Here is a 21711-nt window from a genome sequence, read left to right on the forward strand (position 1 = left end):
GAGTACGACTACTCACCCGCTACCCGAACACAGGTCCTGAGTACGAGAGTTACCGGGGTGGAGCTCCACCCGGCCGGATCAGTCCGCTCTCGTACGCCAGGATCGTCGCCTGGACCCGGTCGCGCAGCCCGAGTTTGCCGAGCAGTGCGTTGACGTGGGTTTTCACCGTGCCGGTGGTCACGCCGAGGTGGACGGCGATGTCGGCTTTGGTGAGACCGGAGGCGATGTGCAGCAGCACGTCCCGTTGCCGCGGGGTCAGTTGGGCCGGGGCGCCGGTGACCGCGGGCGGCGGTGGAGCGCCCCCGGCGAAGGTGTCGATGAGGCGACGGGTGACAGCCGGGGCGAGGATGCCGTCGCCCGCCGCGACCCACCGGACGGCCGCCAGCAGGTCCTCCGGCTGGGCGTCCTTGAGCAGGAAGCCGGACGAGCCGGCGCGCAGCGCCTCGTACACGTATGAGTCGAGGTCCAAGGTGGTCAGTACCAGGACCTTCGGCGGGTTCTCCCGTGCGGTAATGAACCGGGTCGCGGTCAGTCCGTCCATGCCGGGCACACGTTTGCAGCGCCAGGAGCCCGAAGCCGCCCCTGGCGCGGACCGCTCGGGCCCCGTCTCCGACCGACGCCCCGGGCCCGTCAGTTGACCAACGCCTTTTCCAGAGTGGAGTAGCAGCCAATGACCTGGTCGATACTCACGATGGTCAGCACCCGCGCAACGGCCGGCTGCGGAGCGGCCAGCCGCAGCCAGCCGTGGGCCTCCTCGACCGCCCTCTGCGTTTCGATGACGATGTTGACGCCGGCGGAGTCCAGGAAGGGCACCTCGCTCAGATCGACCACGATGCGCGGCGCCGCAGCGTTCTCGCATACCTCCAGGGCTTCGCGAAGAGATGCGCCGTTGGCGAAGTCGATGTCACCTTTCACGCGCACCACGGTGACGCCGTTGCCCGTGGTGGACCTGGTGATCGACAGCGCTTGGGTCACCGCCCCTCCTTCATCGTGATCGCTCACATCCCAGGACAAGGAGCCGCTCTCCTTCATGCTGTCGAGGACGGTGGAGCAGGCGTGGTGGACTGCCCCCTACAGGTCTTACCGGTGCTGCGGCCCATACGGATGCACCGTGTGCGTACTCGCGGAGGCGATCGCTGCCGCATGTACGGCCGCCCGCGCACCGACGCGCCGAGTGCGAGCCCCGACCCGGCCACGGCTGGGCCCGGCATCGACTGCGCGGACCCAAGGGGACACGGTCAGACGGACGCGTCGGTTGCCTCTCGCGTCACCGGCGTCACCGGCGTCACCGGCGTCACCGCGGCGGACTCCGCCGCATCGACACGGCCGGGCTCGGCGATGACGGAAGCGAGCGCCGCCAGAAAGTGGTCGAAAGCCTGATCGGCCCGTGACACATCGCCTGTGGCCTCGATGTCCATGATCAGACCGCGGACGACCGCGAGTACGAGGGTGCCGAGTTCGGGACGGCCGACGCTGCGCATACCGTCCTCGAGGGGTTGCAGCCAGTCCGTGGTGGCCTCGCGCCGGAAGTCCGGCCACAGCTGTTGCTCGTCCTTCTCGCGGAGCCTGCCGAACATGCTGAGGTAAGGGCGGCCGGCGGGCCCGGTCATGACCTGCCAGGCCTGTCGCAGCGTACGCGGATAGGGCTCGTCCGAACGGGGGGACACCAGTTCGCCGAAGAAGTCGCGTTGACGCCGCCGGGCTCGTCCCAGTGTTTCCCGGAGCAGCGCGTCCCGGGTGCCGAAGTGGTAGATCAGCATCCGGGTGGAGGTGCCTGACGCCGACGCGAGCGGCTCGAGGCGGTCGGGCAGGCCGTGCGCGAGCGCGTGATCCACGCAGGCGTCGAGAATCCGGTCCCGGATCTCGGGCTGTCTGTGCCGTCCCATCGCCGTACTTTTTCACGTAACCAGCGGTACGTCTACCGTTGATCCAAGTGGTCGGGGCGGCGAACCAAGGAGGAAGAGATGCGTGTCGTCTTTGTGCACGGGGCGTGCGTTCGCGACGGATCGTGGTGGTGGCACCGGGCCGCCGCGGCCCTGCGGGAGCACGGCATCAGCAGCGTCGCCCCCGCGCTGCCGAGCTGCGGTGAGGGCGACCGGCCGGCCGGACCACGGGGCCCCGGGCTGCCCGACGACGTCGACGCGGTGCGCGCTGTCCTGACCGAGCGGGACGAGCCGACCGTGGTCGTCGCGCACAGCTACGGCGGCGTGGTCGCCGCCGAGGCGGTGGTCGGCGTCGGGACGGTGCGGCACGTGGTGCTGGTGTCCAGCTACCTGCCCGAGCCCGGCGAATCGCTGTCGACGTTCGGCGCCGACGCGCCGCCTCCCTTCCTCGACTTCGACCCCGACGGGGGCACGTTCGGCGCCCGGCCCGAACTGTTCGCCGAGACCTTCGCCCAGGACTGCCCGCCGGACATCGTCCGCGACGCGGCGGCCCGTCTGGTCCGGCAGACACTGGCCGTGACCTGGCAGCCCGTGCGGGCGGCGGCGTGGCACGACCTGCCCACGACGTATGTGGTGTGCGCCGAGGACCGGGGCACCCCGGCGGCGGCGCAACGGGAATTCGCCCGCCGCGCGGACAAGGTCGTCGAGGTGGGAGCGGGCCACCACCCGTTCCTGTCGCAGCCCCGGACCGTCGCCGACATCATCGCGAACCTGCGGTGACCCGGGCGGCTCGACGCTTCCGCAACGGCTGGGGCGTGGGCGGTGAGAGCGCGATCAGCGTTCGTCCTCGGTGCTCTCCTGACCGCCTGCGGGAGCGTCGGCGGTGCGGCGTCGGCGAAGGTGCCATACGACGGCCACGGTCACGGCGGCGAGCGCCAGCACCACGGCGATGCCCCGGCCGGCCAAGCCCTCGACGCGCGTGTAGGCGGTCCCCGCGAAGTAGCCGAGCAGAGTGAAACCGACGCCCCAGGCCAGGCCGCCGAGGGCGTTGTAGAAGAGGAAACGGCGGTAGGGCATCCGGGAGACGCCGGCCAGGGCGGGCATCATCGCGCGGAAGAACGCGATGAAGCGGCCGAAGAAGACCGCCACGGGACCACGGCGGCGGATCATCTCCCGCGCCTTCGCGACACGGTCGGCATGGCGGCTCAGGGCACGGGTGCCGAGGATGCGCGGGCCCAGCCGGCGGCCGACCTCGTAGCCGACGCTGTCGCCGGCGATCGCGGCGAGGACGACGACGAGGGCGAGCCACCACACCGACACCTTGCCCTGACTGGCCAGGACGCCGCCCAGGACCACGGCCGTCTCGCCGGGCAGCACGAAGCCGAAGAACAGGGCGTCCTCAGCGAAGACCAGAGCGGCCACGACGGCGTAGACCACCGGTCCGGACAGCCCGCTGAGCCAGTCGGTGATGGCATGCATGCACCCATCCTCCTCTCACGCCGGCCGGCCCCGGTGCGGCAGGCGCCGAACGGATGACGGCGACTGAACGACACCGGGGAGGGTGTGCGGGCCCGAGGTAGCTGCGGTCGCCGAGGTCGGGGCAGACGATCCGGCCCCGGATGATCACGGCCCGCCCCGCAGACTCCTGGCCGGCTGTCCATCACCGTCGGCCACTTCCGCGATGCCGACGCCCATACGGAGTGGCGGTGCTTCTGCGCCGAGCACCGCGCGGCGCAGAAGCGGGGGCGAGCCGAGTGGTACCGGAACTACACGCTGAACGTGGCGAAAGTGGAGCGCAGCCACGGGTTCACGCGAGCGCAGGGCCGCGGAGCGCGGGCAGCCAGACGGCGGGAAAGGTCGCGGGCTTCACCTTCCCGCGTTCGGGCGCGGCGGACTGTCGCGCAATGCGCGGCACCTCACGCGACCGGTGGCTGGGAAAGGCAGAGGTGAGAGATCACCCGATGCGGGTACTCGCGTTTCGCACGACGCACACAAGCTCTCAGGAGGTACCCATGGGCAAGCTGGGCGACATGGCGAACAAGGCCAAGGAGATGGCGAAGGGCCACCCGGACCAGGCCGACAAGGGCGTCGAGGGCGCTGAGCGCATGGTCGACGAGCGTACGGGCGACAAGTACGACGCTCAGACCGACAAGGCTGCCGACGCGGCGCGCCGCACCTACCAGGGCGGCGAGACGACGCAGCGGTAGCCTCCGGCCCGCAGTTCGACCCGGCCCCCGGCGCCACGCGTCGGGGGCCGGGGTGTGCCGGCCGGCAGATACCCTGGTGTCACCCGATCTGGCTGCGAGCCGGGATCTGGATGCCCGCCACTTCACGTCCGTTCATGGTGGTCACAGCGATATGCCGTGTCTCGACGTCCGCGAAGCCTGCCAGCAGGGACAGGAGCCGGTCGACGAAGTGGTGGCGGCGGACAGCGCCGCCGTCGGTCTCGAACACCCCGTACGTGTCGTGGTGTGAGTGGCCGTGACCTGCGGTGGGCTGGTGGTGCTGAGCTCAGGCCCGCCACCCCGCCGCGCCGAGGCCGCCGCTCAACGTTGCAGCGACTTGCCGCGAGGCTGATCGTGCGCGCTTATTCGGGGTACGCGCGTCCCATGGCACGGGAAACTGATCACATCGAGTCCGTACGGGCACTGCGGCAACTGCGCCGGATCCGCACCTTCTACGCGGGCGGCGCCGTCCTGTGGGCGGCATCTGCCGCGTTGACGGGATGGGACAACCCGGGAAGCCGGCCCATGTGGGTGTCGGCGATCCTCCTGACCGTCTTCATCAGTCTTCTGACCGTGACATCAGTGTGGTTGTGGCGCCGGCAGGCTGCCCGTACGGGCGCGCCCGTGCACCACGCCGCTCCGCGGAGGATGGGCTGGCGCGGTCACGCCAACGCCTGAGAGCCGGTCGCCGCTCCCGGTCCGCCCCGGGCGGCCCTCCCGGGCGCAGCCGGCCCAACCCGCCTGACCCGCCCGGCCGTTCCACTCCGGCCGGGCGGGGCGGGGAGGGGTCGAGGGGCGTGTCACCGCAGCGGGAGCGCCCGCGTGTGCTCGATGCGTACGGCGTCCCGGCCCCAGGGTCCGGACCGAGCAGGCGCAGAATCGCGGGGCGATCCGCGGGGGCCGCACCGTCCCGCCGACGCGGACACCGTGCGAGGGACCTGCTCAGGAAACGGATGAGTGCACGCAAAGACGCCGGCGCCCGCCCGCATGCCTCAGGCCGACCTGTGGCCTCATCCGTGCCGTCTCACGGCTTCGCCGACCATGCGGCGTCAGGCTCATCGACTGGGCGCCAGGGGCTGGTGGCGGTCCGGCCCGCCGATCAAGGAAACTTCACGGTGTCCCGAGAAGCGTCTGCCTCAGCTGCCGATTCGCAGCCCGTTGCACTCGACGTCTCGGTGAAGACTGACCGTCCATCCTTGCGAAGGGAACCGCCGCCATGGACTACCGCCTCGAACTGATCCCGCTCCCGGTCGCCGACGTCGACCGTGCCAAGGATTTCTACGCCGACCGCCTCGGCTTCAACGTCGACCTCGACTTCAGTCCGAACGAATCCTTCCGCGTCGTGCAACTGACGCCGCCGGGGTCGTCCTGCTCGGTCGCCATCGGCGTCGGCATCGTCGGCACGCCTCCCGGCTCGGTCCAGGGCCTGCACCTCGTCGTCGACGACATCCGCGCCGCACGGGCCGAGTTGGTCGGGCGCGGAGTCGAGGTCGCCGAGGTGGTGGACATGAGCGCGCCGGGCAAACCGACTGTCTCCTACGCGGCCTTCACCGACCCGGACGGCAACGGCTGGACCTTGCAGCAGCTCCCCGGCTGAGCGCCGTCCGGGAAGGACCTGGTCCTCGGTCAGGCAGGCGGAGCCGGAGGATTGATCCGATGTATCTACGCCGAGAGTGTTGACCCTGCGCGCGCTTACCCCTACTTTCCCTGCATGTTTCCAACACGTCAGAGGAAGTGGCTATGAGAGGCGCCGCATCGATGCGATTAGTCATCGGACCTTGGCGGGTGATCGCGGCGCTCGTCTGCGTGCTCCTGCCTGCCTGGGGACTGACCGGACAGGCGCACGCGGCCACCGCCGTCACCTACTTCGTCTCGCCCACCGGCAGCGACAGCAACGCGGGCACCAGCGCCGCCGAGCCGTTCCGGACGCTCACCAAGGCGCAGACCGCGGTCCGGGCCATCGACAAGTCGACCTCAGGCCCGGTCACCGTGACCCTGGCGGGTGGTGTCTACCGGCTCACCAAGACCCTGACCTTCACCGCCGCGGACTCCGGCGGCGGATCCGCGGGAACCGTCTGGTGGAAGGCGGCGTCAGGACAGTCTCCGGTGGTCAGCGGCGGGGTCCGGGTCAGCGGATGGACCAAGGGCAGCGGCGGGATCTGGTCCGCCGCTGCCCCGACCGGCCTGGACACCCGGCAGTTGTACGTCAACGGCAAGCGGGCCCAGCGCGCGACCGGCGCGCTCCCGGTGTCCGTCACCCAGACGGCGACGGGCTACACGACCGCGCCCGGTGACCCCATGGCCGGGTGGCGCAACCCGTCCGCGATCGAGTTCGTCTACCGGGGCGGCCTCGGGGCGTGGACCGAGCCGCGCTGCCCGGTCGCCTCCGTCACCGGCACCGCCATCACCATGGCCCAGCCCTGCTGGAACAACTCCACCCAGCGCGTCATGCGCACCGACGACTCCGGCCGCACCGTGAACCTGGTCGGCCGCAAGTCAATCACCGAGGCCCCGACAGCGGTGGAGAACGCCTACGAACTGCTCGACAAAACGGGCGAGTTCTACCTGGACAAGAGTCAGCACCGGTTCTACTACATGCCGCGCTCCGGAGAGGACCTGACCACCGCGGACGTCGAGGCGCCGTCCCTGGGCACCCTGGTGGCCAGTTCCGGCAAGGCGTCCGACGAACCGACCCACATCGGCTTCCAGGGCATCCAGTTCAGTTACGCCGCCTACACGACGTCCAACACCGGCACGGGCTTCTCCGAGATCCAGGCCACCTACCAGATCACCGGCACCAGCGGTTACGCCACCCAGGGACTGTGCGACTTCGTGTCGGGAGGCACGTGCCCGTACGGCAACTGGACGAAGATGCCCGCCGCGGTCCGCTTCACGTACGACAAGAACATCCACTTCGACCACGACTACTTCGTCCACCTCGGGGCGGCCGGGCTCGACCTGGGCGACGGTTCGCAGGGCGGCACGGTCACCGCGTGCGTGTTCACCGATGTCTCCGGCAACGGTCTCGACCTCGGCGGTGTCGACCTCCCGCAGCCCAGCAGTTCGGCGCAGCACACCAGCGGCATTATCGTGAAGGACAGCCACTTCTACGACATCGCCGCCGAATACCACGGCGGGGTCGCGATCGACGCCGGGTACATCGAGACGTCGACCATCACCCACAACCAGATCGACCACGTGCCGTACACGGCGATCTCCATCGGCTGGGGCGGCTGGCCCGACAAGGTGAAGCTCCCCGCGCAGCCGAACTACTCCAACCACAACACCATCTCGTACAACCTGATCTACGACCACATGTCGCTGCTCGGTGACGGCGGCGCCGTCTACACCAACGGAATCACCGGCACGTCCATGGCGACCGGTGAACACGTCACCGGAAACGTGGTCCACGACCAGCTCAACACCTCCGGCGGCCACGTCCTGTACACCGACAACGGCGCCACCTACGTGTCCATCCTCGGCAACGCGGTGTGGAACATCAACGTCTCGCCGTGGGGCAGCAAGCACACGAACTACACGCTGAACGACGGGACCTACGACCCGACGGACATCGAGGGCGACTACTGGCCCGCCGGTCCGTCCGACTACGACCAGAAGGGAGTCGTGATCCGGAACAACCACGACATCACGGACCCGGACCAGATCCCGTCGACCGTCATCGCAGCGGGCGGCATCGAGTCGGCGTACACGTCGATCCTCGGCTGGCAGCCGGCCTGATCCCGGATCGCGTCACGGAACGGACGCCGCCCGGCGGACGGGCGGCGTCCGCTGTGTCACGGCCTGCGGAGGGGCGGCCCGACCCAGCGGTGATAGGTGTCCACGTCCACGTTGCTGGGGATCGGTGGAGGATCCGACGCGCTCCGGCCCTGAGGGAGCCGGACGGCTCAACGCGGCGGACGGCCATCCCGTTGGCCCACGATACGTACGGGTTCCCATCCCCCTGCCCGGTCCGTCGGGACACGCGGTCGCGCGCCGTTGTGGGCCCCGTCCGGCGAATGCGACGATGCGGGTCGGCGAGCGAAGGGATACCGACGTGAGGCACGATGACCAACGGCCACCCGCTGCCGTGCTGTTCGACGTGCTGGGCCCCGACTACGAGAAGGCGTTCGCAGGTGCGCCGGCACACCTGTCCGCGCTGGAGTGGCTGATCGAGCGGCTGCCGCCCGCGGCGCGGACGCTTGACGTGGGCAGCGGCACCGGGCGGCCCACCGCGGCCGCACTCGTCGCGGCAGGGCACTCGGTGCTGGGCGTCGACGTCTCTCCGGTCATGGTCGAACTCGCCACCCGCCAGGTCCCCGAGGCCGAGTTCCGTTGCGGAGACATCCGGGAACTTCCCCTCGAAGCGGAGTCGTTCGACGGTGTGTGCGTGTTCTTCTCGTTGCTGCAGATGACCCGCTCGGAACAGTCGGCTCTGACGCGGCGACTGGCCCTGGCCCTGCGGCCGGGCGGCCATCTGGTGCTGGCCACGGTGCCGGCCGACGTGGAGGACATCGAATTCGTCTTCATGGGCCAACCGGTCCGCGCGACGAGCTTCGCAGAGGAGGACGTCGTCGCCATGGTGCAGGCGGCGGGGCTGACCCTGACGGCGCGGCACAGTACCGTCTTCAGCCCGGACCACCCCGGCGCCGACCCCGAACCTCACCTTTTCCTGTACTGCCGCCGCGACGAGGCCGCGCGCTGACGTTGAGGCGAGGGACCCACGTCACGGACGGCGGGCCGCCGGCCCGGATCGCTCCTCGCGATGCGGTCCGGCGGCCCGTGCCGTCCCCGGGTGTCGTCAGACCGTGGGGACCCCGCCGCCGTTTCGAACCTCGGACAGGGCCTTCTTGATGGTGACCTTCCCGAAGTAGCCGGCACCGAAGAAGATGCACAGGACGACGTACCAGAACTTCTCAGCTCCGGTCATCTCGACCAGCCCGTACTCGCTCAGGGCCTTCTTCACCGGCACCTTCTGGAGGTAGGCGGCACCGAAGTAGATGCAACCCAGGATGTACCAGAACTTCTCCCAGGACGTGGTGTTGCCCTGACCGAGGTACTGCCGTTCCGACATGACGTTCTGCCTTCCGATGGCTCAAGGATCCGGGGAAACGCGCCGATCCGGACCCTTTCGGGCAGCCTCGGGCGGCAGGCGCGTGCAGGCGTGAACGCCTGACGGCATGCTGAAGCACGAGTGGAGATGGCGTGGGTGATGCGCACGTGTCACGGTGCTGGTCGATATTCGGCCAGCCGCCCCCCGGGAGGTGCAAGCCGCAGCTTAGAGCAACGGACCGTGATCGTCACCTCGGGGCGAGGCGAGGTCGCTGACGAAACGCGCAGTTGGACCGGTATGCGGTCGAGACCCCTTCAACCAGGTTGCAGCCGCTTGGAGATGCCGGTGGCGGTCGGGACACCCTGAAGGAGGGGTCGCGCTTCGCGCTGTTACGGGAACGTAGCGACTTGGCAGCCCTGTGTGAACTCCCGCTTCACGCGGCTATGTTGAGTGTGTGAAGAATTGACGGAAGCTGTGAAGAGCGGCCAGAATTCGCCCTGCTTCGCTTTATCCAGAGTGAGCGAAGTGACGCGAGTGGTGCCGTGGGTGGTATGCGGCTCTTCTGGTCGTTTTGGATACCCCCGCCGCTCGTCAACACCACCTCCCACACTTCGATTCATCAGAGGTTCACTTTGTCGCGTATGCGCCAATCAAGAATCGCTGCGGTATTCACCGCATCGGCTTTCGCCGCCGCCGTGCCCGTGCTCACCGCGGGCGCCGCTCACGCCACCGAGGGCGGGGGATGCGAATCAGCGACGGTCCAGTACCGCATCGTCGACGCCGACGGCAAGACCGTGGGCGCCGACTGGACCTCGCAGGGCGGATTCCACAGCTGGGACACCATGCCCGGAACCGTCGAGGTACGGCTGGCCCCCGGGCAGAGCGTCGGCGACAGCTGCAAGTACCCCGTCTCGCTGGCCGAATACACCACCGAGGGTCCCAACTGGTACACCTCGGGCCACCAGACCCTGACCGACAAGACCACCGTGTACCTCACCGCCGCCGACGTCGCCGGTGCGGGCGACGAGAAGCGCACCTGGCAGAAGCTGGCGGTCAAGACACCTGACTGCTACGGCCAGATCGACCTGTACGGCGAGGACGTCACCTACGACGGCGGGACGGGCGAGGGCCACGGTCCCGCTCCCTATCAGCCGGGCAACATCGTCACGCCGTTCCACCTCATAGCGGCGTGGAACGGTGGGGAGAAGGCCTGCACTCCTGCTCAGCCGAGCACGCCCGGAACGACTCCCTCGGAGTCGACCCCCGCCACCCCCTCGACGCCGACGGCTCCCGCGAGCAGCGAACCGCCCGCCGAGCAGTCGACCCCTCCCACGAGCCCCAGCACATCCACCACCCCGCCCACGGACTCGGACGTGCCGCCCAAGGAGTCCACCCCGCCCACGACTCCGGCGCCCTCGCCCAGTGAGAGCAAGCCGCCGCTCGCGGAGACGGGTTCGAGCGCGCCGGTCGGGTTGATCGCCGGTGCGGCCGCCGTGGTCGTCGCCATCGGAGCCGCAACGATGTACACGGCCGGCCGCCGCCGCCGCTCCTGACAGCGGGGAGGGCCCGGAACTCCGACCGCTCCCCACCCGGCCGTAAGGCCCGCCCGACGGCTCCGCCACGGACACCGGTACACCGGTGCCCCACCCGGCGGAGCCGTCGGACGTTCGCTGCCCGGAATCGTCGGTCGGGGAGCGCCTGCGCTCAGGGCAACCTGTTCCACAGCGTGCAGTGGTGGGCCGTGGTGATGTCCGTGGGGCCGGTGTCGTCGGGAGCGAGGCGTTGGGCGGAGACGGTGGGCCACTGGGGTGTGTCCGGGGTGTTCGGGTTGCCTGTGCGGGCGAAACCGCTCCAGTAGGCGATCATGGTGTCGGCGAGGCGGTGTTGGGCGGGGGTCATCGTGCGGGGGCGGCCACCGAGGTCGAAGAGGTAGGTCAACTCGCTCGCATGCGGGGCGCCCAGTGGGAACGGCGTCGGGGCGGGGGAGAGCGGCGGGGCGTGTTCGTCGGCGAACTCGTAGCGCCACACCGGGGCGTGGGCCGCCAGGAGCGTGCCGGCTTGCACGGTGGGGCAGGTGTAGTTGGAGTCTCCGATGACCGCGCCGAGGACCGGTCCGCCGTCGGTTTCCGTGACCGGGTAGGTGCGGGCGACGGCGGGAGCCGTCGCCGGGTCGGGGATGAAGTCGGCGACGGTCTCGACCCAGTTGGCGGGCGTGACACGAACCCCGGCCTGAATGATGGCGGCAGCCCAGCCGTTGCCCTCGTCGTGGTTGGAGCCGATGAGGACAGGCACGTGGTGGAAGGCTCCCCGGGCCAGTGCGGTCCGCGGGTCGCGGGGCAGGAGTCCGGTGCCGTACGCCGGCTGCTGGGAGGCGTCCTGGACGGCCAGCAGCCGGGAGGTGCTCACGCGTCGCATGCAGGCCATGACGTGCCGACCTGTGCCGCAGCCCGTCGCCTTGACCAGCGTCTGCCCGGCGACGTCCGCCTGCTTGAGGGAGACGGCGGACGGGGCGAAGGGGCGGTCCTCGCGGCCGGTGCAGGGTCCGCTCTCGATGATGGCGCGGTCGAAGAGGCCGGTGGCGCCGGGGGACGCGAGTTGGGCGCAGACGCTGAAGCCGCCGGCGGACTCGCCGGCCAGGGTGACGTTGTGCCGGTCGCCGCCGAACGCGCCGATGTTCGCCCGCACCCAGCGCAACGCCGCCTGCTGGTCGGCGAGTCCGAAGGTGCCCGAGCCCGGCAGACCGCTGTGAGCGAGGAAACCGAGGGCGCCGAGACGGTAGTTGAGGGTGACCACGACGACATCGCCGCGGGTGGCGAGGCGGTGGGCGTCGTAGGAGCTGCCGGTGCCGGAGGTGAAGCCGCCGCCGTGCACCCACACGACCACGGGTTCGGGGTGGTGGGGACGGGTCGTGTCGGGTGCGGTCACGTTCAGGTAGAGGCAGTCCTCGGTGGTGCTGCCACCGGGCACCTCGCCGGCCGGCTGCGGGCAGGGACTCGCGGGCCGGGTGGCGTCACGTACGCCCCTCCATGGCGGGACGGGGTGCGGGGGCGTCCAGCGCAGCGAGCCGACCGGGGGTGCGGCATACGGGATGCCGTCGAAGGTGCGATAGCCCGCTCCGGCGGTGCCGCGCACGGCGCCGGCCCGGGTGTGTACGAGGGGCGTGGCGGCCAGCCCGACATCCCGTGTGGCCGCCTGGGAGGGTACCGCCGCGACGGCCAGTAAGGCGCACACGAGTGCCGCCGTCCGTCGCCCTGCTCGACCTGATTTCATCGGCGTACGCCTTCCTGCTCGGGGCGGGTGTTCGCGCGGGGCGGTCAGCTGCCGCCCATACCGCCTCTCGCGGCGATCATGGTGGTGTTCAGGCCGCGCACCGTCGTCTCCAGACCCGGCGCGAGTTCACCGAGCCGGCCGGTCAGGGCGTCGACGCGCGCACGGTAGCGGCGCCGGTCCTGTCCGGACATCACCGAGTCGATCCGGCCGGCCGCGGCCAGCGCCACCAGGGCGGCGTCTTCCGCGGCGACCTCATGGGCCGAAGCGGAGGCGCGCACGAGCGCGTTCACGTGCGTCTGCAGCTCCCGTACGGCGCCCGGGACCAGCACGGTCGTACGCCGTCCGGAGACGACCGGGATCCGGCCCGTTCCGACGGTCAGTTGTCCGCGTGCCACGAGCCCGCCCTCCACGGTTCGCAGCGTTTCGGTCCTGTGCCGCCGCGCCAGCCGCTTCCAGGTGTGCGCGGACGCCGCGACCTCGTCCAGCACCTCGTCCAGGACCGGATCACCCGCCGGGCCGGGTTCGAGCACCCGCACCGCCTCCTGGCGCTCGGTCAGGTGGCCGCGCAGGGTGAGGTCGACGAGCGCGGCGACGCGGACGAGGAAGCCGGTCCGGGAACGGTCGTACAGGCGGCGCGCCGCCTCGTCGTAGGCCAGCAGATACATGCGGTAAGGCAGGGGATCCGTCACGCTTGCGACGCTACGGCGTCGCCGGCCGCCCGTGATCGACCTGGAGGCGCACTTCGGAATGGGCCGCGAGGATCACCCGCGCGCCGCCTCCTTCTCAGGAAGGAGGGTCAGGCGCCGCGGGGCCGGACGAGACCGTGATCGTAGGCGGCGACCACCGCCTGGACACGGTCCCGCAGCCCCAGCTTGCGCAGCACCGCGGCCACGTGCCGCTTGACCGTGGCCTCCGCCAGGGACAGCCGGCGAGCGATCTCCGCGTTCGACAGCGCCTGCCCCATCAGGGTCAGCACCTCGGTCTCGCGTGCGGACAGGCCGGTCAGCGCGGGCGCCGTCGGGCGCCCGTCCGGCGCGGTGCGCAGATACCGCTCCAGCAGGCGCCGGGTCAGACTCGGGGCCAACAGGGTGTCCCCGCGCACCACGGCACGGATCGCCTTCACGAGGTCGGCGGACTCCATCTCCTTGAGCAGGAAACCGCCGGCGCCCGCCCGCAGCGCCGCCAGCACGTGCTCCTCTTCGTCGAACGTGGTCAGCATCAGCACCCGGGCCGCGCTCCCTGAGGCCACGATCTGCCGGGTGGCCTCGATGCCGTCCATGCCGGGCATCCGGACGTCCATCAGCACCACGTCCGGCCGGGTGCGGCCGACCAGGTGCACCGCCTGCCGTCCGTCGCCCGCCTCACCCACCACAGCCAGGTCGTCCCACGACTCGATCAGCAGACGGAAACCCGTGCGCAGCAGTTCTTCGTCGTCGGCCACCACGACCCGGATCTTCACGGACGGCAATCCCCTCGGGAGCGCTCGCAGGAACAGCCGGTAGCCCTGCTCGGTCCATCATGACGGGCGACGCATCGGGCCGAACGGCCCCTTCGCCGAGCCCGGCGTGTCCGCGGCGGGCCGCGCCGTGTCCGCTGCCGCCGCGGACCGGCCGGGCCGACGACGCGTGTCGAGCCGCGCTGCTCGTCCGGCGGCGTCGCCCCTTCCCGGACCACGCGTGCGGCGGTCCGGGAGGTGAACCGGGTTCGGGTGACGGTGCCGCGTACGTCCCGCATGCCCTGTCGGGCTCGCCCGTCGGACGTGGCGGCGGTGGGTGGCTCACCAGGTGTGGGCCACGTCCACGACGAGGTGGCCGTCCCGCTGCAGTACCCGGAAGGGCAGCCTGGCGCGCAGTCCGAGGCCGAACTGCGACTGGCCCTCGAAGCTGCCGCCGTACTTGGCGTCGCGGAAGGTGCGGTAGCCGGTGAGGTCCACGCCCGGCAGACGCTTGCCCACGCGCCCGGGGTAGGTGGGGGTGCCGGAGTCGAGGTCGTAGGCGGGCGCGTTCACGATCACTTCCAGGATGGCGCCGCCGGTGACCGGGATGGGGTGGCCGCTCGGGTCCTGGATGAACTGGCGGACGTAGCGCACGCTGTATCCGAGCCGGCCGGCGGACGCGGCCGGGACGTCGACGACGAACCGGTCGTAGCAGTTGTGGCGGCCGGTCCTGGCGTTCGTGACGTGTTTGCCGGTGCTCGCTCCGTTTGTCTTGCTGCCGCTGCCCCAGCCGGTGGGGCAGGCGGTCGCTGCCTGTGTCGCGGGGGCTGCGGCGGCCATGCTCGGCACCGCGGCCGCTCCCAGCGTGGTGGCCATGAGGGCCGCAGTCACCCAGACTGTCCTGCTTCTTGTCATTTTGTTCCCCCAAGCGTGTGAATGTCCGGCATAAGGAGAGACAGTCGGATTGGCCGGAAGGTTGCACTCTTTTGGCAGGGAGTATGGAGAACCCGTTGCCGTGCGTCCCGAACCCGACCGCGGGCTGACCCGTGCGCGGATCCACAGCATGGGGCATCCGGGCAGCGGACGACAGAGGGTGCGCGGCCGCGGGTTCGTCGACCGTCGGCCCGTCGAGCCGCATGCGGACGGCCCAGCTCCACCGGCAGTCCGCTTCCCGGAGCGGTCAGCTCGCGGCGGCAGCCGTCGCCGGCGACCGAGAGCGGATCCGGCGCCCCGCCGGCCGGGTCAGTCCCGCCGGCCGGGTCAGTCCCGCTCCGGGGGAACCGGGCTGGTGCGCCCGGCCGGTGTCACCAGTCCCGAGTCGTAGGCCAGGATCACCGCCTGGACGCGGTCGCGGAGACGGAACTTGCCCAGGATGTGGGCGACGTGCGACTTGACCGTCGTCTCGCCGATGCCGAGGTCGAGGCTGATCTCCGCGTTCGACAGCCCCCGGGCCAGCGCTCTGAGCACATCCACTTCGCGGGACGTCAGTCTGTCGAGGCGCGGTGGCACCGTCGGCGCGGTGTCCGACGGCATGCCGGCGAACCGGTCCAGGAGCCGGCGGGTGACCCGGGGAGCGAGGACGGCGTCGCCCGCCGCCACCGTGCGGATGGCCTCGATGAGGGAGTCGGCGGGTCCGTCCTTGACCAGGAAGCTGCTGGCCCCGGCCCTCAGCGCGTCGACGACGTGGGCGTCGAGATCGAACGTGGTGAGGATGATGACCCGGCTGGGCGATCCCTCCTCACCGATGAGCCGGGTCGCCTCGACCCCGTCCATCCTCGGCATGCGGATGTCCATGAGGACGATGTCCGGTGACAGCCGCCGGGTCTCCTCGAGTGCCTCCTGGCCGTCGGCCGCCTCGCCCACGACCACGATGTCCGGCTCTGCCTCGAGGATGAACCGGAAACCCGTCCGGATCATGGGCTGGTCGTCAGCCAGCAGAACACTGATGGGCCGCATGCTGTGGAGTTCCTCCGTGCTGTGGGGTGCTGTCGGACGGGGGCAGACGCAGTACGGCGTGGACGCAGTAACCGCCGCCGGGCCGTGGGCCGGTGTGCAGGGTGCCGCCCGTCGCGCCGATGCGCTCGCGCATGCCCAGCAGACCATGACCGCTGCCGTCGGCGGTAGCGGCGGTCGGGAGCGTGTGGGCGTCGGCCGGGCCGTCGTCACAGACCCGGACGTGCAGGCGTCCCGGGCTGTCCTCCCAGACCAGACGCACCCGGGTACGGGTGGCTCCCGCGTGTTTCACCGTGTTGGTCAGCGCCTCCTGGACCACGCGGTACACGGTCAGGTGACAGCCGGCCGGCACGGAGACCGGCGTGCCCGTCACCTGGAGGTCGGTGTCCAGGCCGGTGGCGCGTACGGCGTCGACCAGGGCGGGCAGCGCTTCGATGGTCGGCTGCGGGGGCTCCTTGGACGGCCCGCCCTCCGCCTCCTCGTCGGTGCGCAGCACGTCCAGCAGTCCTCGCAACTCGGTGACCGTGTCGCGGCCCGTCTGCTCGACAGCGGCGTGCAGTTCGTGGGCCTTCTCGGGGGAGCGGTCCTGTATCCGGTCCGCCGCGATGGTCTGCACGACCATGAGGCTCACGTTGTGGGCGACGATGTCGTGCAGTTCACGGGCGATCCGAGCGCGCTCCTGCATCACCGCCGCCCGCGCGTTGGCGGCCTGTTCACGCTCCAGGGCCGCGGCGCGTTGCATGGCCTCGTCCCGGACGGCGGCCCGGGCCCGGCTCAGGCGGCCCATGGACCAGGCTGCCAGCAGGAGCACGGCATCCGTGACCAGGGCGGCCGTCCGGTGCCCCGCGGGCGCGAGGAGCGCCTCCGTCAGCGCGCTCAGCGGAATGAAAACGGCGCCGACGAAGGTCGTGACCCGGGGACCGCGGCGCACCGCCGTGAGGAACACGGCTGCCGCCACCGCCAGGTAGGTCGGGCCGATCGACGTGCCCTCCGGACCCGCCAGCCGGGGGACGTAGGACAGTCCCTGCAGCATTCCGGCCGCGGTCGCCATCACCAGCAGACTCACCAGCGGCGTCTTGCGATGCACGGCGAGCGGCAGCGTGGCCAGCAGGACCAGGGCGAGCCACCACTGGTCGGGCGGTCGCAGTTCGATGGCGCCGCTGGGCGGAACGGCTCCGGGCAGCGCCAGGCACCCGGCCGCCGCCAGGACCGCCAGGGCGGCGTCCGTCACCGCGGCCGGCACCTGGCGGCCGGCGAAGGAGCCCATCGATCTCATGCGTCCACGGTAGACGGACCGCTGCCGCGCCCTGACCTCCGCGCGGTCGACCTGCGCGGCCGGCGGTCCTCCCCGGGTCCCCCTCCTTGAGGAGGAGATGGCGTCGCCGGGAATGCCGCTCAGTGCGCTGCCCGCTCGTCCGGTCGGCGGAAGCGGCGGCGTTCCTCGTCCGCCGGACGGAGCGCGCAGTTCGACGCGACGACGGAGCCGCGGGAGACCGGACGCGGGTGGACTGGAGGTACCACTTGTCACCGACGCGAGGTTCACCATGTTCACAGCGCGCAGCCGCAAGGCGCCCTCCGACGTCCCCATCGGAATCGACTCGGCACGCGATGCCGTACGACTGACGCAGGTGACCAAGAGTTACGGCCGGGGGGCCTCCGCGGTCGTCGCGCTGGACCAGGTCGGCATCGGCATCGCCGCCGGCGGCTTCACCGCTGTCATGGGCCCGTCCGGTTCGGGCAAGAGCACGTTTCTGCACTGCGCCGCCGGGCTGGACCGGCCGACGTCGGGCAGCGTGCGGCTCGGCGCACAGGATCTCGGTGAACTCGGCGAGAGGCAGCTCACGGAGTTCCGTCGGACCCGAGTGGGGTTCGTCTTCCAGGCGTTCAACCTGCTGCCGTCCCTCACGGTGGAGCAGAACATCACCCTGCCCCTGCGACTGGCCGCGAAGAGCGCGGACCACGACTCGGTGCGCGGTGTCACGAGCGCCGTGGGTCTCACCGGGCTGCTCGGGCGCCGGCCCACCGAACTCTCCGGCGGTCAGCAGCAGCGGGTCGCCATCGCCCGGGCACTCGTCACCCGTCCCGAAGTGATCTTCGCGGACGAGCCGACCGGCGCTCTCGACCCGGACACCGCCGAGGACATCCTCGCGCTGCTCCGCCACGCCGTGGACGACCTGCATCAGACGGTCGTCATGGTCACCCACGATCCCGCCGCCGCCCAGCACACCGACCGGGTGCTGTTCCTCGCCGGCGGGCGCGTGACGCACCGGATGGACGCGCCGACCGCCGACCGCGTCAAGAGCGTCATGACCGAACTGCGGGGAACACGCTGATGCTGCGCATCGCCCTCGCCACCCTGAGGACCCGCGCCGGGGCCTTCGCCGCCACGTTCGCCGGCCTGCTGCTGGCAGCGGCCGTGATCAGCGCCTGCGGGGTACTGCTCGAATCCGGGCTGCGCTCGTCCCTGCCGCCCGAGCGGTACGAGAAGGCGCCCGTGATCGTGGCGGGCCGCCAGGCGGTGGACCTCGACGTGAAGTCCGCCGACGGCTCCACCGAGCGCAGCTCCCAGCCACTGCCCGAACGGCCCCGGCTCGACATCTCCCTGGCGCGGGACATCGCCGCCGTCGAGGGCGTGGCCTCCGCGGTATCCGACCGCGGCGTGACGGTGCGTCTGCCGGTCGCCGACCGCACGGTGACCGGCCGCAACGGCGCGCAGCCCCAGGCGCACACCTGGGCCGGCCGTGTCCTGGGCGGCTTCCACCTCACCGAGGGACACGCCCCGCAGGGCGGCCGTCAGGTCGTGGTGGACACCGATCTCGCGCACCGGGCGGGGCTGCGGACCGGCGACAGCGTGCGGCTCATGGCCGACTCGACCCCCCTCACCTTCGAGGTGGCCGGGCTGGTCGCCCTCGACGGGGGACGCACGCCCCGGCAGTCCGTGCTGTTCGCCTCCGGACAGGCCCTCGACAGGCTGTCCCCCGGGTCCGGTACGGCGGTTGACGCCTTCGGCGTGTTCACCGCGCCCGGTGTGTCGTCCGGGCGAGTGGAATCCGCGCTCAAGCACGTGCTGGACGGACACGACGCGGACGTGTACACGGGCGACGCCCGGGGCGAGGCCGAGTTCACCGACATCGCGGTGGGAGCGGCCACCGTGGTGGAACTCGCCACCGCCATCGGCGGCAACGTCCTGCTCGTGGCCGTGTTCGTGCTGTGCGCCACCACGTCCCTGGCCATCCGTCACCGTCGCGGTGAGATGGCTCTGCTGCGGGCGGTCGGTGCCACCCCCGGCCAGCTGCATCGCATGATCGCGGCCGAGTCGGTGGTGACCGGCTTGGTCGCCGGCGTGCTGGGCTGTCCGCTCGGTGTCGGTGTCGTCCACTGGCTGAGCAGCCAGTTCGCCGGGCGTGGCATCGTCCCGCCGGACTTCCGTCCGGTCATCGGGCCGCTTCCCTTCCTCACCGCTGTGGGCGCCACCGTGCTGACGGCGGTGACGGCGGCCTACGTCGCGGCCCGGGGCGCGGCACGCGTACGCCCGACCGAGGCGCTGCGCGAGGCCTCGGCCGAACCCGCCCGCCTCGGGCGCGGGAGGCTGGTGACCGGCGGTGTCCTGCTCGCGCTGGCGGTCTGCGTGCTCGGCCTGGGCATCGGTTACCGCACGGACTTCCTCACCCTCGTCGGACTGGCCAACTCGCTCGTCCTGGTGCTCGTGATCGCCGCCGCCGTTCTGGGGCCGCTGCTGACCCGGGTCGGTACGGCGCTTCTCGCCCCGCTGTCGGCCCGAACCGGTGTCGCCGGCTGGATGGCCGCGGTGAACTCCCGGGCGCGGACCGCCCGGACGGCGGCCGCCGTGACGCCGTTGATCCTGGCGGTGTCCTTCGCGGCGACCGTCGTCTTCACCCAGACAACCCAACTGCGCGAGTCCGCCGACGAGATCCGCTCCGGCACGCTGGCCGACCGGGTGCTCACCGCCCCGGCCGGAGTGTCCCCGAACCTGGCGCGACGGGCCGCCGAGGTGCCCGGTGTCGCCGCCGCGACCGGCCTGGTGCGCTCCAAGGCGGTCGGCGTGGGTTCGCTGCTCGGCACGCAGGAGACCGTGTCGCTGTCGGCCCAGGGAATCGAGCCCGAGGCGCTGAAGTCGACCGTCGACCTCGGCCTCCGCGAGGGTGTCCTGCGCGAATTGGCGCCGGACACCGTCGCGTTGAGCACGACGGCGGCGTCATGGCTGGGCCTCGACGTCGGCGACCGTGCGCATCTGTATCTCGGCGACGGCACCGCGTTCTCCGGCCAGGTCGTCGCGATCTACGGCCGCGGACTGGGTTTCGCCGACCTCACCTTCGACCACGACCTGCTCCTGTCCCACACCACGGCAGGGGTCGACCAGTCGGTCCTGGTCCGCTCGGTGTCCGGGAGCGCCGCGACGACACGGGCACTGTCCGCGCTGGCCCGGGAGTATCCGGGCACCACGCTGAGCCGGAAGCCCGCCGCCGAGGACCAGGTGGCCGAACAGCGGGCGACGGCCTGGGTGAACTACGTGGTCGTCGGCCTGATCATCGCCTACAGCGGCCTCACCGTCGTCAACACGCAGACGATGAACACCGCGGCGCGGCGACGGGAGTTCGCCCTGCTGCGCCTGACCGGGACCAGCCGTTCGCAGCTGATGGGGATGATGCGGCGCGAGGGCCTCATCGTGGTGGGCATCGGCGTGGTCCTGGGGACCCTGCTGTCGGTGCCACCACTGGCTCTGGTCGCGTTGGCCCTGACCGGCGGTCCGTGGCCGGCCGTGCCGGTCCTGGGCTGGCTGGCGATCGTCGGCTCGACGGCCCTCCTGGCGCTGGGGGGAACGATGCTGCCCACCCGCCTGATGCTGCGAGTGGCTCCGGCCGACGCGATCGGGACGAAGGAGTGAGGGCGGGGTGGGGGAGTAGGACCCACCCGGGACGGCTCGTGGTGTCGGCGGTCGGAAGGGCCTCATCGCCACCATCTTCGACTGGACGACTACGTGTACCGGGCCCTGCGGTGCGGTGCCTGCGGCTTCCTCCTCAAGGACGGCTCCCCCGCGCCGCTCGTCGAGGCCGTGCGCGCCGAGGCAGCCGACACCGCGCTCACCTCCCCGGCGGGGCCGTCCGGCCGTCGTAGCGCGTCCGTTCCACGGTCACCGGGCGGATCGACCGCAGCTCTGGCGGTCCGCGGTCGACGGCTGCCGCAGGCCGATACGTCAGGGTCGTCCGGGCCACGATCAGCTCTCCGCGGTCGACCCCTGGAGGGGGCTGGAGCCCAGGGCTCTGGTGGTGAAGTTCGCCAGTTGCGCCCGCATGGTGTCGCGTGGCACACCTTCTCGTCCGGCCAGGTGCTCGACGAGGTCGGCTCTGGTGGCGGCGAGCAGGACGTGGGCAGTGAAGTCGCTGTCGGTGAGACCGGGGATCTGCTCCAGTACGGTTCGGAGCAGCCCGTGCCAGCGCTCGTAGTGCTCCGCCTGGTACGGGCTGCCGCTGCCGCTGTCCTCCAGGGCCAGCGCGAGGCGGCGGTTGTCGAGCTTGAAGCACAGGACGGCGTCGAGCAGGGCGAGTACGCGCTGCTGCGGCGGGGTGGAGGGACCCAGAGGCGGTGGGCCGGATTCGACGGCCTCCCTGACCGGTTCGAGCCGCGTCTCGTACAGCGCGCGGAGCAGTCCGGGGCGGTCGCCGAAGGCTCGGAAGAGCGTGCCCTTGCCGACGCCGGCCGCTGCCGCGATGTCAGCCATGGTGACGTCGTCGGTCCCCTCGCTCCGGGCGAAGAGGGCGTCGGCGGCCGAGAGGACGGCTTCTCGGTTCCGGGCGGCGTCCTTGCGCGGTTTGCGCTCGACCATGCTCCTCCTTCGTTTGCGAAACGGACCCCGGGTCCGTATCGTCTAAGCGG

The 21711-nt window shown here is 71.2% G+C and carries 22 protein-coding genes and 2 pseudogenes; 11 read left to right on the plus strand and 13 right to left on the minus strand.

The genetic code is table 11. The features are described from left to right. Positions 1-49: 49 nt before the first annotated feature. The 3 genes from ABZT03_RS07005 to ABZT03_RS07015 all read right to left on the minus strand — a co-directional run bounded on the left by ABZT03_RS07005 (position 50) and on the right by ABZT03_RS07015 (position 1886). Positions 50-541 carry a response regulator transcription factor gene (locus ABZT03_RS07005; protein ID WP_356034577.1) on the minus strand — a complete coding sequence of 164 codons (492 nt, stop codon included), beginning with the start codon at positions 539-541 and terminating at the stop codon, positions 50-52. Between the two features lie 89 nt (positions 542-630). After that, positions 631-975 carry an STAS domain-containing protein gene (locus tag ABZT03_RS07010; protein WP_356034580.1) on the minus strand — a complete coding sequence of 115 codons (345 nt, stop codon included), beginning with the start codon at positions 973-975 and terminating at the stop codon, positions 631-633. Between the two features lie 263 nt (positions 976-1238). After that, entirely contained in the window at positions 1239-1886 is a 648-nt protein-coding gene (locus ABZT03_RS07015; RefSeq protein WP_356034583.1) for a TetR/AcrR family transcriptional regulator, read from the minus strand. Between the two features lie 78 nt (positions 1887-1964). Between ABZT03_RS07015 and ABZT03_RS07020 the strand changes: the two genes are divergently transcribed. Next, positions 1965-2663, plus strand: coding sequence for an alpha/beta hydrolase (locus ABZT03_RS07020; protein ID WP_356034585.1), 699 nt, complete (start codon positions 1965-1967; stop codon positions 2661-2663). Positions 2664-2717: 54 nt separating this feature from the next. Here ABZT03_RS07020 and ABZT03_RS07025 read toward each other — a convergent pair whose 3' ends face one another. Further along, positions 2718-3362 carry a DedA family protein gene (locus tag ABZT03_RS07025; protein WP_356034588.1) on the minus strand — a complete coding sequence of 215 codons (645 nt, stop codon included), beginning with the start codon at positions 3360-3362 and terminating at the stop codon, positions 2718-2720. 159 nt (positions 3363-3521) lie between these two features. Between ABZT03_RS07025 and ABZT03_RS07030 the strand changes: the two are divergent. Together ABZT03_RS07030 and ABZT03_RS07035 are read left to right on the plus strand one after the other, a co-directional pair. Further along, positions 3522-3704 (plus strand): annotated as a pseudogene (locus ABZT03_RS07030) (antibiotic biosynthesis monooxygenase); the annotation flags it as partial. Positions 3705-3895: 191 nt separating this feature from the next. Continuing rightward, on the plus strand, positions 3896-4090 hold the full coding sequence (locus ABZT03_RS07035) for an antitoxin (protein ID WP_356034590.1): 195 nt from the start codon (positions 3896-3898) through the stop codon (positions 4088-4090). A 79-nt stretch (positions 4091-4169) separates the two neighbouring features. On the opposite strand, the gene ABZT03_RS07040 is transcribed toward ABZT03_RS07035, so the two are convergent. Continuing rightward, complete coding sequence (locus ABZT03_RS07040; RefSeq protein ID WP_356034593.1) at positions 4170-4337, minus strand: hypothetical protein; 168 nt, start codon at positions 4335-4337, stop codon at positions 4170-4172. Between the two features lie 155 nt (positions 4338-4492). Here ABZT03_RS07040 and ABZT03_RS07045 point away from each other — a divergent pair, with 155 nt between their 5' ends. The 4 genes from ABZT03_RS07045 (at position 4493) to ABZT03_RS07060 (ending at position 8810) form a co-directional block, all read left to right on the plus strand. Then, on the plus strand, positions 4493-4786 hold the full coding sequence (locus tag ABZT03_RS07045) for a hypothetical protein (protein WP_356034595.1): 294 nt from the start codon (positions 4493-4495) through the stop codon (positions 4784-4786). 538 nt (positions 4787-5324) lie between these two features. Beyond that, on the plus strand, positions 5325-5705 hold the full coding sequence (locus ABZT03_RS07050; RefSeq protein WP_356034597.1) for a VOC family protein: 381 nt from the start codon (positions 5325-5327) through the stop codon (positions 5703-5705). A gap of 143 nt (positions 5706-5848) precedes the next feature. After that, complete coding sequence (locus ABZT03_RS07055; protein ID WP_356034599.1) at positions 5849-7846, plus strand: right-handed parallel beta-helix repeat-containing protein; 1998 nt, start codon at positions 5849-5851, stop codon at positions 7844-7846. 316 nt (positions 7847-8162) lie between these two features. Further along, the gene (locus tag ABZT03_RS07060; protein ID WP_356034601.1) at positions 8163-8810 is read left to right on the plus strand and encodes a class I SAM-dependent methyltransferase; all 648 of its coding nucleotides are present in this window, start codon (positions 8163-8165) and stop codon (positions 8808-8810) included. Positions 8811-8906: 96 nt separating this feature from the next. On the opposite strand, the gene ABZT03_RS07065 is transcribed toward ABZT03_RS07060, so the two are convergent. After that, positions 8907-9179 carry a hypothetical protein gene (locus ABZT03_RS07065; protein ID WP_356034603.1) on the minus strand — a complete coding sequence of 91 codons (273 nt, stop codon included), beginning with the start codon at positions 9177-9179 and terminating at the stop codon, positions 8907-8909. A 620-nt stretch (positions 9180-9799) separates the two neighbouring features. Here ABZT03_RS07065 and ABZT03_RS07070 point away from each other — a divergent pair. Then, a complete protein-coding gene (locus ABZT03_RS07070; RefSeq protein WP_356034605.1) occupies positions 9800-10711 on the plus strand; it encodes a hypothetical protein in 912 nt (303 codons plus the stop codon). A gap of 151 nt (positions 10712-10862) precedes the next feature. Here ABZT03_RS07070 and ABZT03_RS07075 read toward each other — a convergent pair whose 3' ends face one another. The 6 genes from ABZT03_RS07075 to ABZT03_RS07100 form a co-directional block, all read right to left on the minus strand. After that, a complete protein-coding gene (locus ABZT03_RS07075) occupies positions 10863-12389 on the minus strand; it encodes a carboxylesterase family protein (protein ID WP_356034607.1) in 1527 nt (508 codons plus the stop codon). An 83-nt stretch (positions 12390-12472) separates the two neighbouring features. After that, entirely contained in the window at positions 12473-13117 is a 645-nt protein-coding gene (locus ABZT03_RS07080; RefSeq protein WP_356034609.1) for a GPP34 family phosphoprotein, read from the minus strand. A 107-nt stretch (positions 13118-13224) separates the two neighbouring features. After that, positions 13225-13887, minus strand: a complete 663-nt coding sequence (locus ABZT03_RS07085; RefSeq protein WP_356034611.1) for a response regulator transcription factor — start codon at positions 13885-13887, stop codon at positions 13225-13227. Positions 13888-14205: 318 nt separating this feature from the next. Beyond that, on the minus strand, positions 14206-14778 hold the full coding sequence (locus ABZT03_RS07090) for a hypothetical protein (RefSeq protein ID WP_356034613.1): 573 nt from the start codon (positions 14776-14778) through the stop codon (positions 14206-14208). Between the two features lie 345 nt (positions 14779-15123). Next, positions 15124-15819, minus strand: coding sequence for a response regulator transcription factor (locus ABZT03_RS07095; RefSeq protein ID WP_356034615.1), 696 nt, complete (start codon positions 15817-15819; stop codon positions 15124-15126). Then, positions 15791-17092 carry a sensor histidine kinase gene (locus tag ABZT03_RS07100; RefSeq protein WP_356034617.1) on the minus strand — a complete coding sequence of 434 codons (1302 nt, stop codon included), beginning with the start codon at positions 17090-17092 and terminating at the stop codon, positions 15791-15793. Before ABZT03_RS07100 ends, ABZT03_RS07095 begins: the two co-directional genes overlap by 29 nt. A gap of 268 nt (positions 17093-17360) precedes the next feature. Between ABZT03_RS07100 and ABZT03_RS07105 the strand changes: the two genes are divergently transcribed. The 3 genes and pseudogenes from ABZT03_RS07105 to ABZT03_RS07115 all read left to right on the plus strand — a co-directional run. Then, on the plus strand, positions 17361-18149 hold the full coding sequence (locus ABZT03_RS07105; RefSeq protein WP_356034619.1) for an ABC transporter ATP-binding protein: 789 nt from the start codon (positions 17361-17363) through the stop codon (positions 18147-18149). After that, complete coding sequence (locus ABZT03_RS07110) at positions 18149-20722, plus strand: FtsX-like permease family protein (protein ID WP_356034621.1); 2574 nt, start codon at positions 18149-18151, stop codon at positions 20720-20722. The genes ABZT03_RS07105 and ABZT03_RS07110 overlap by 1 nt, the downstream gene beginning before the upstream one ends. Positions 20723-20777: 55 nt before the next feature. Next, positions 20778-20929: pseudogene (locus tag ABZT03_RS07115) on the plus strand (DNA-binding response regulator); the annotation flags it as partial. A gap of 123 nt (positions 20930-21052) precedes the next feature. Here ABZT03_RS07115 and ABZT03_RS07120 read toward each other — a convergent pair. After that, complete coding sequence (locus tag ABZT03_RS07120; protein WP_356034623.1) at positions 21053-21661, minus strand: TetR/AcrR family transcriptional regulator; 609 nt, start codon at positions 21659-21661, stop codon at positions 21053-21055. Positions 21662-21711 lie beyond the last annotated feature (50 nt).

It is taken from the genome of Streptomyces sp. NPDC005574 (genome assembly GCF_040605435.1).
GTDB lineage: Bacteria > Actinomycetota > Actinomycetes > Streptomycetales > Streptomycetaceae > Streptomyces.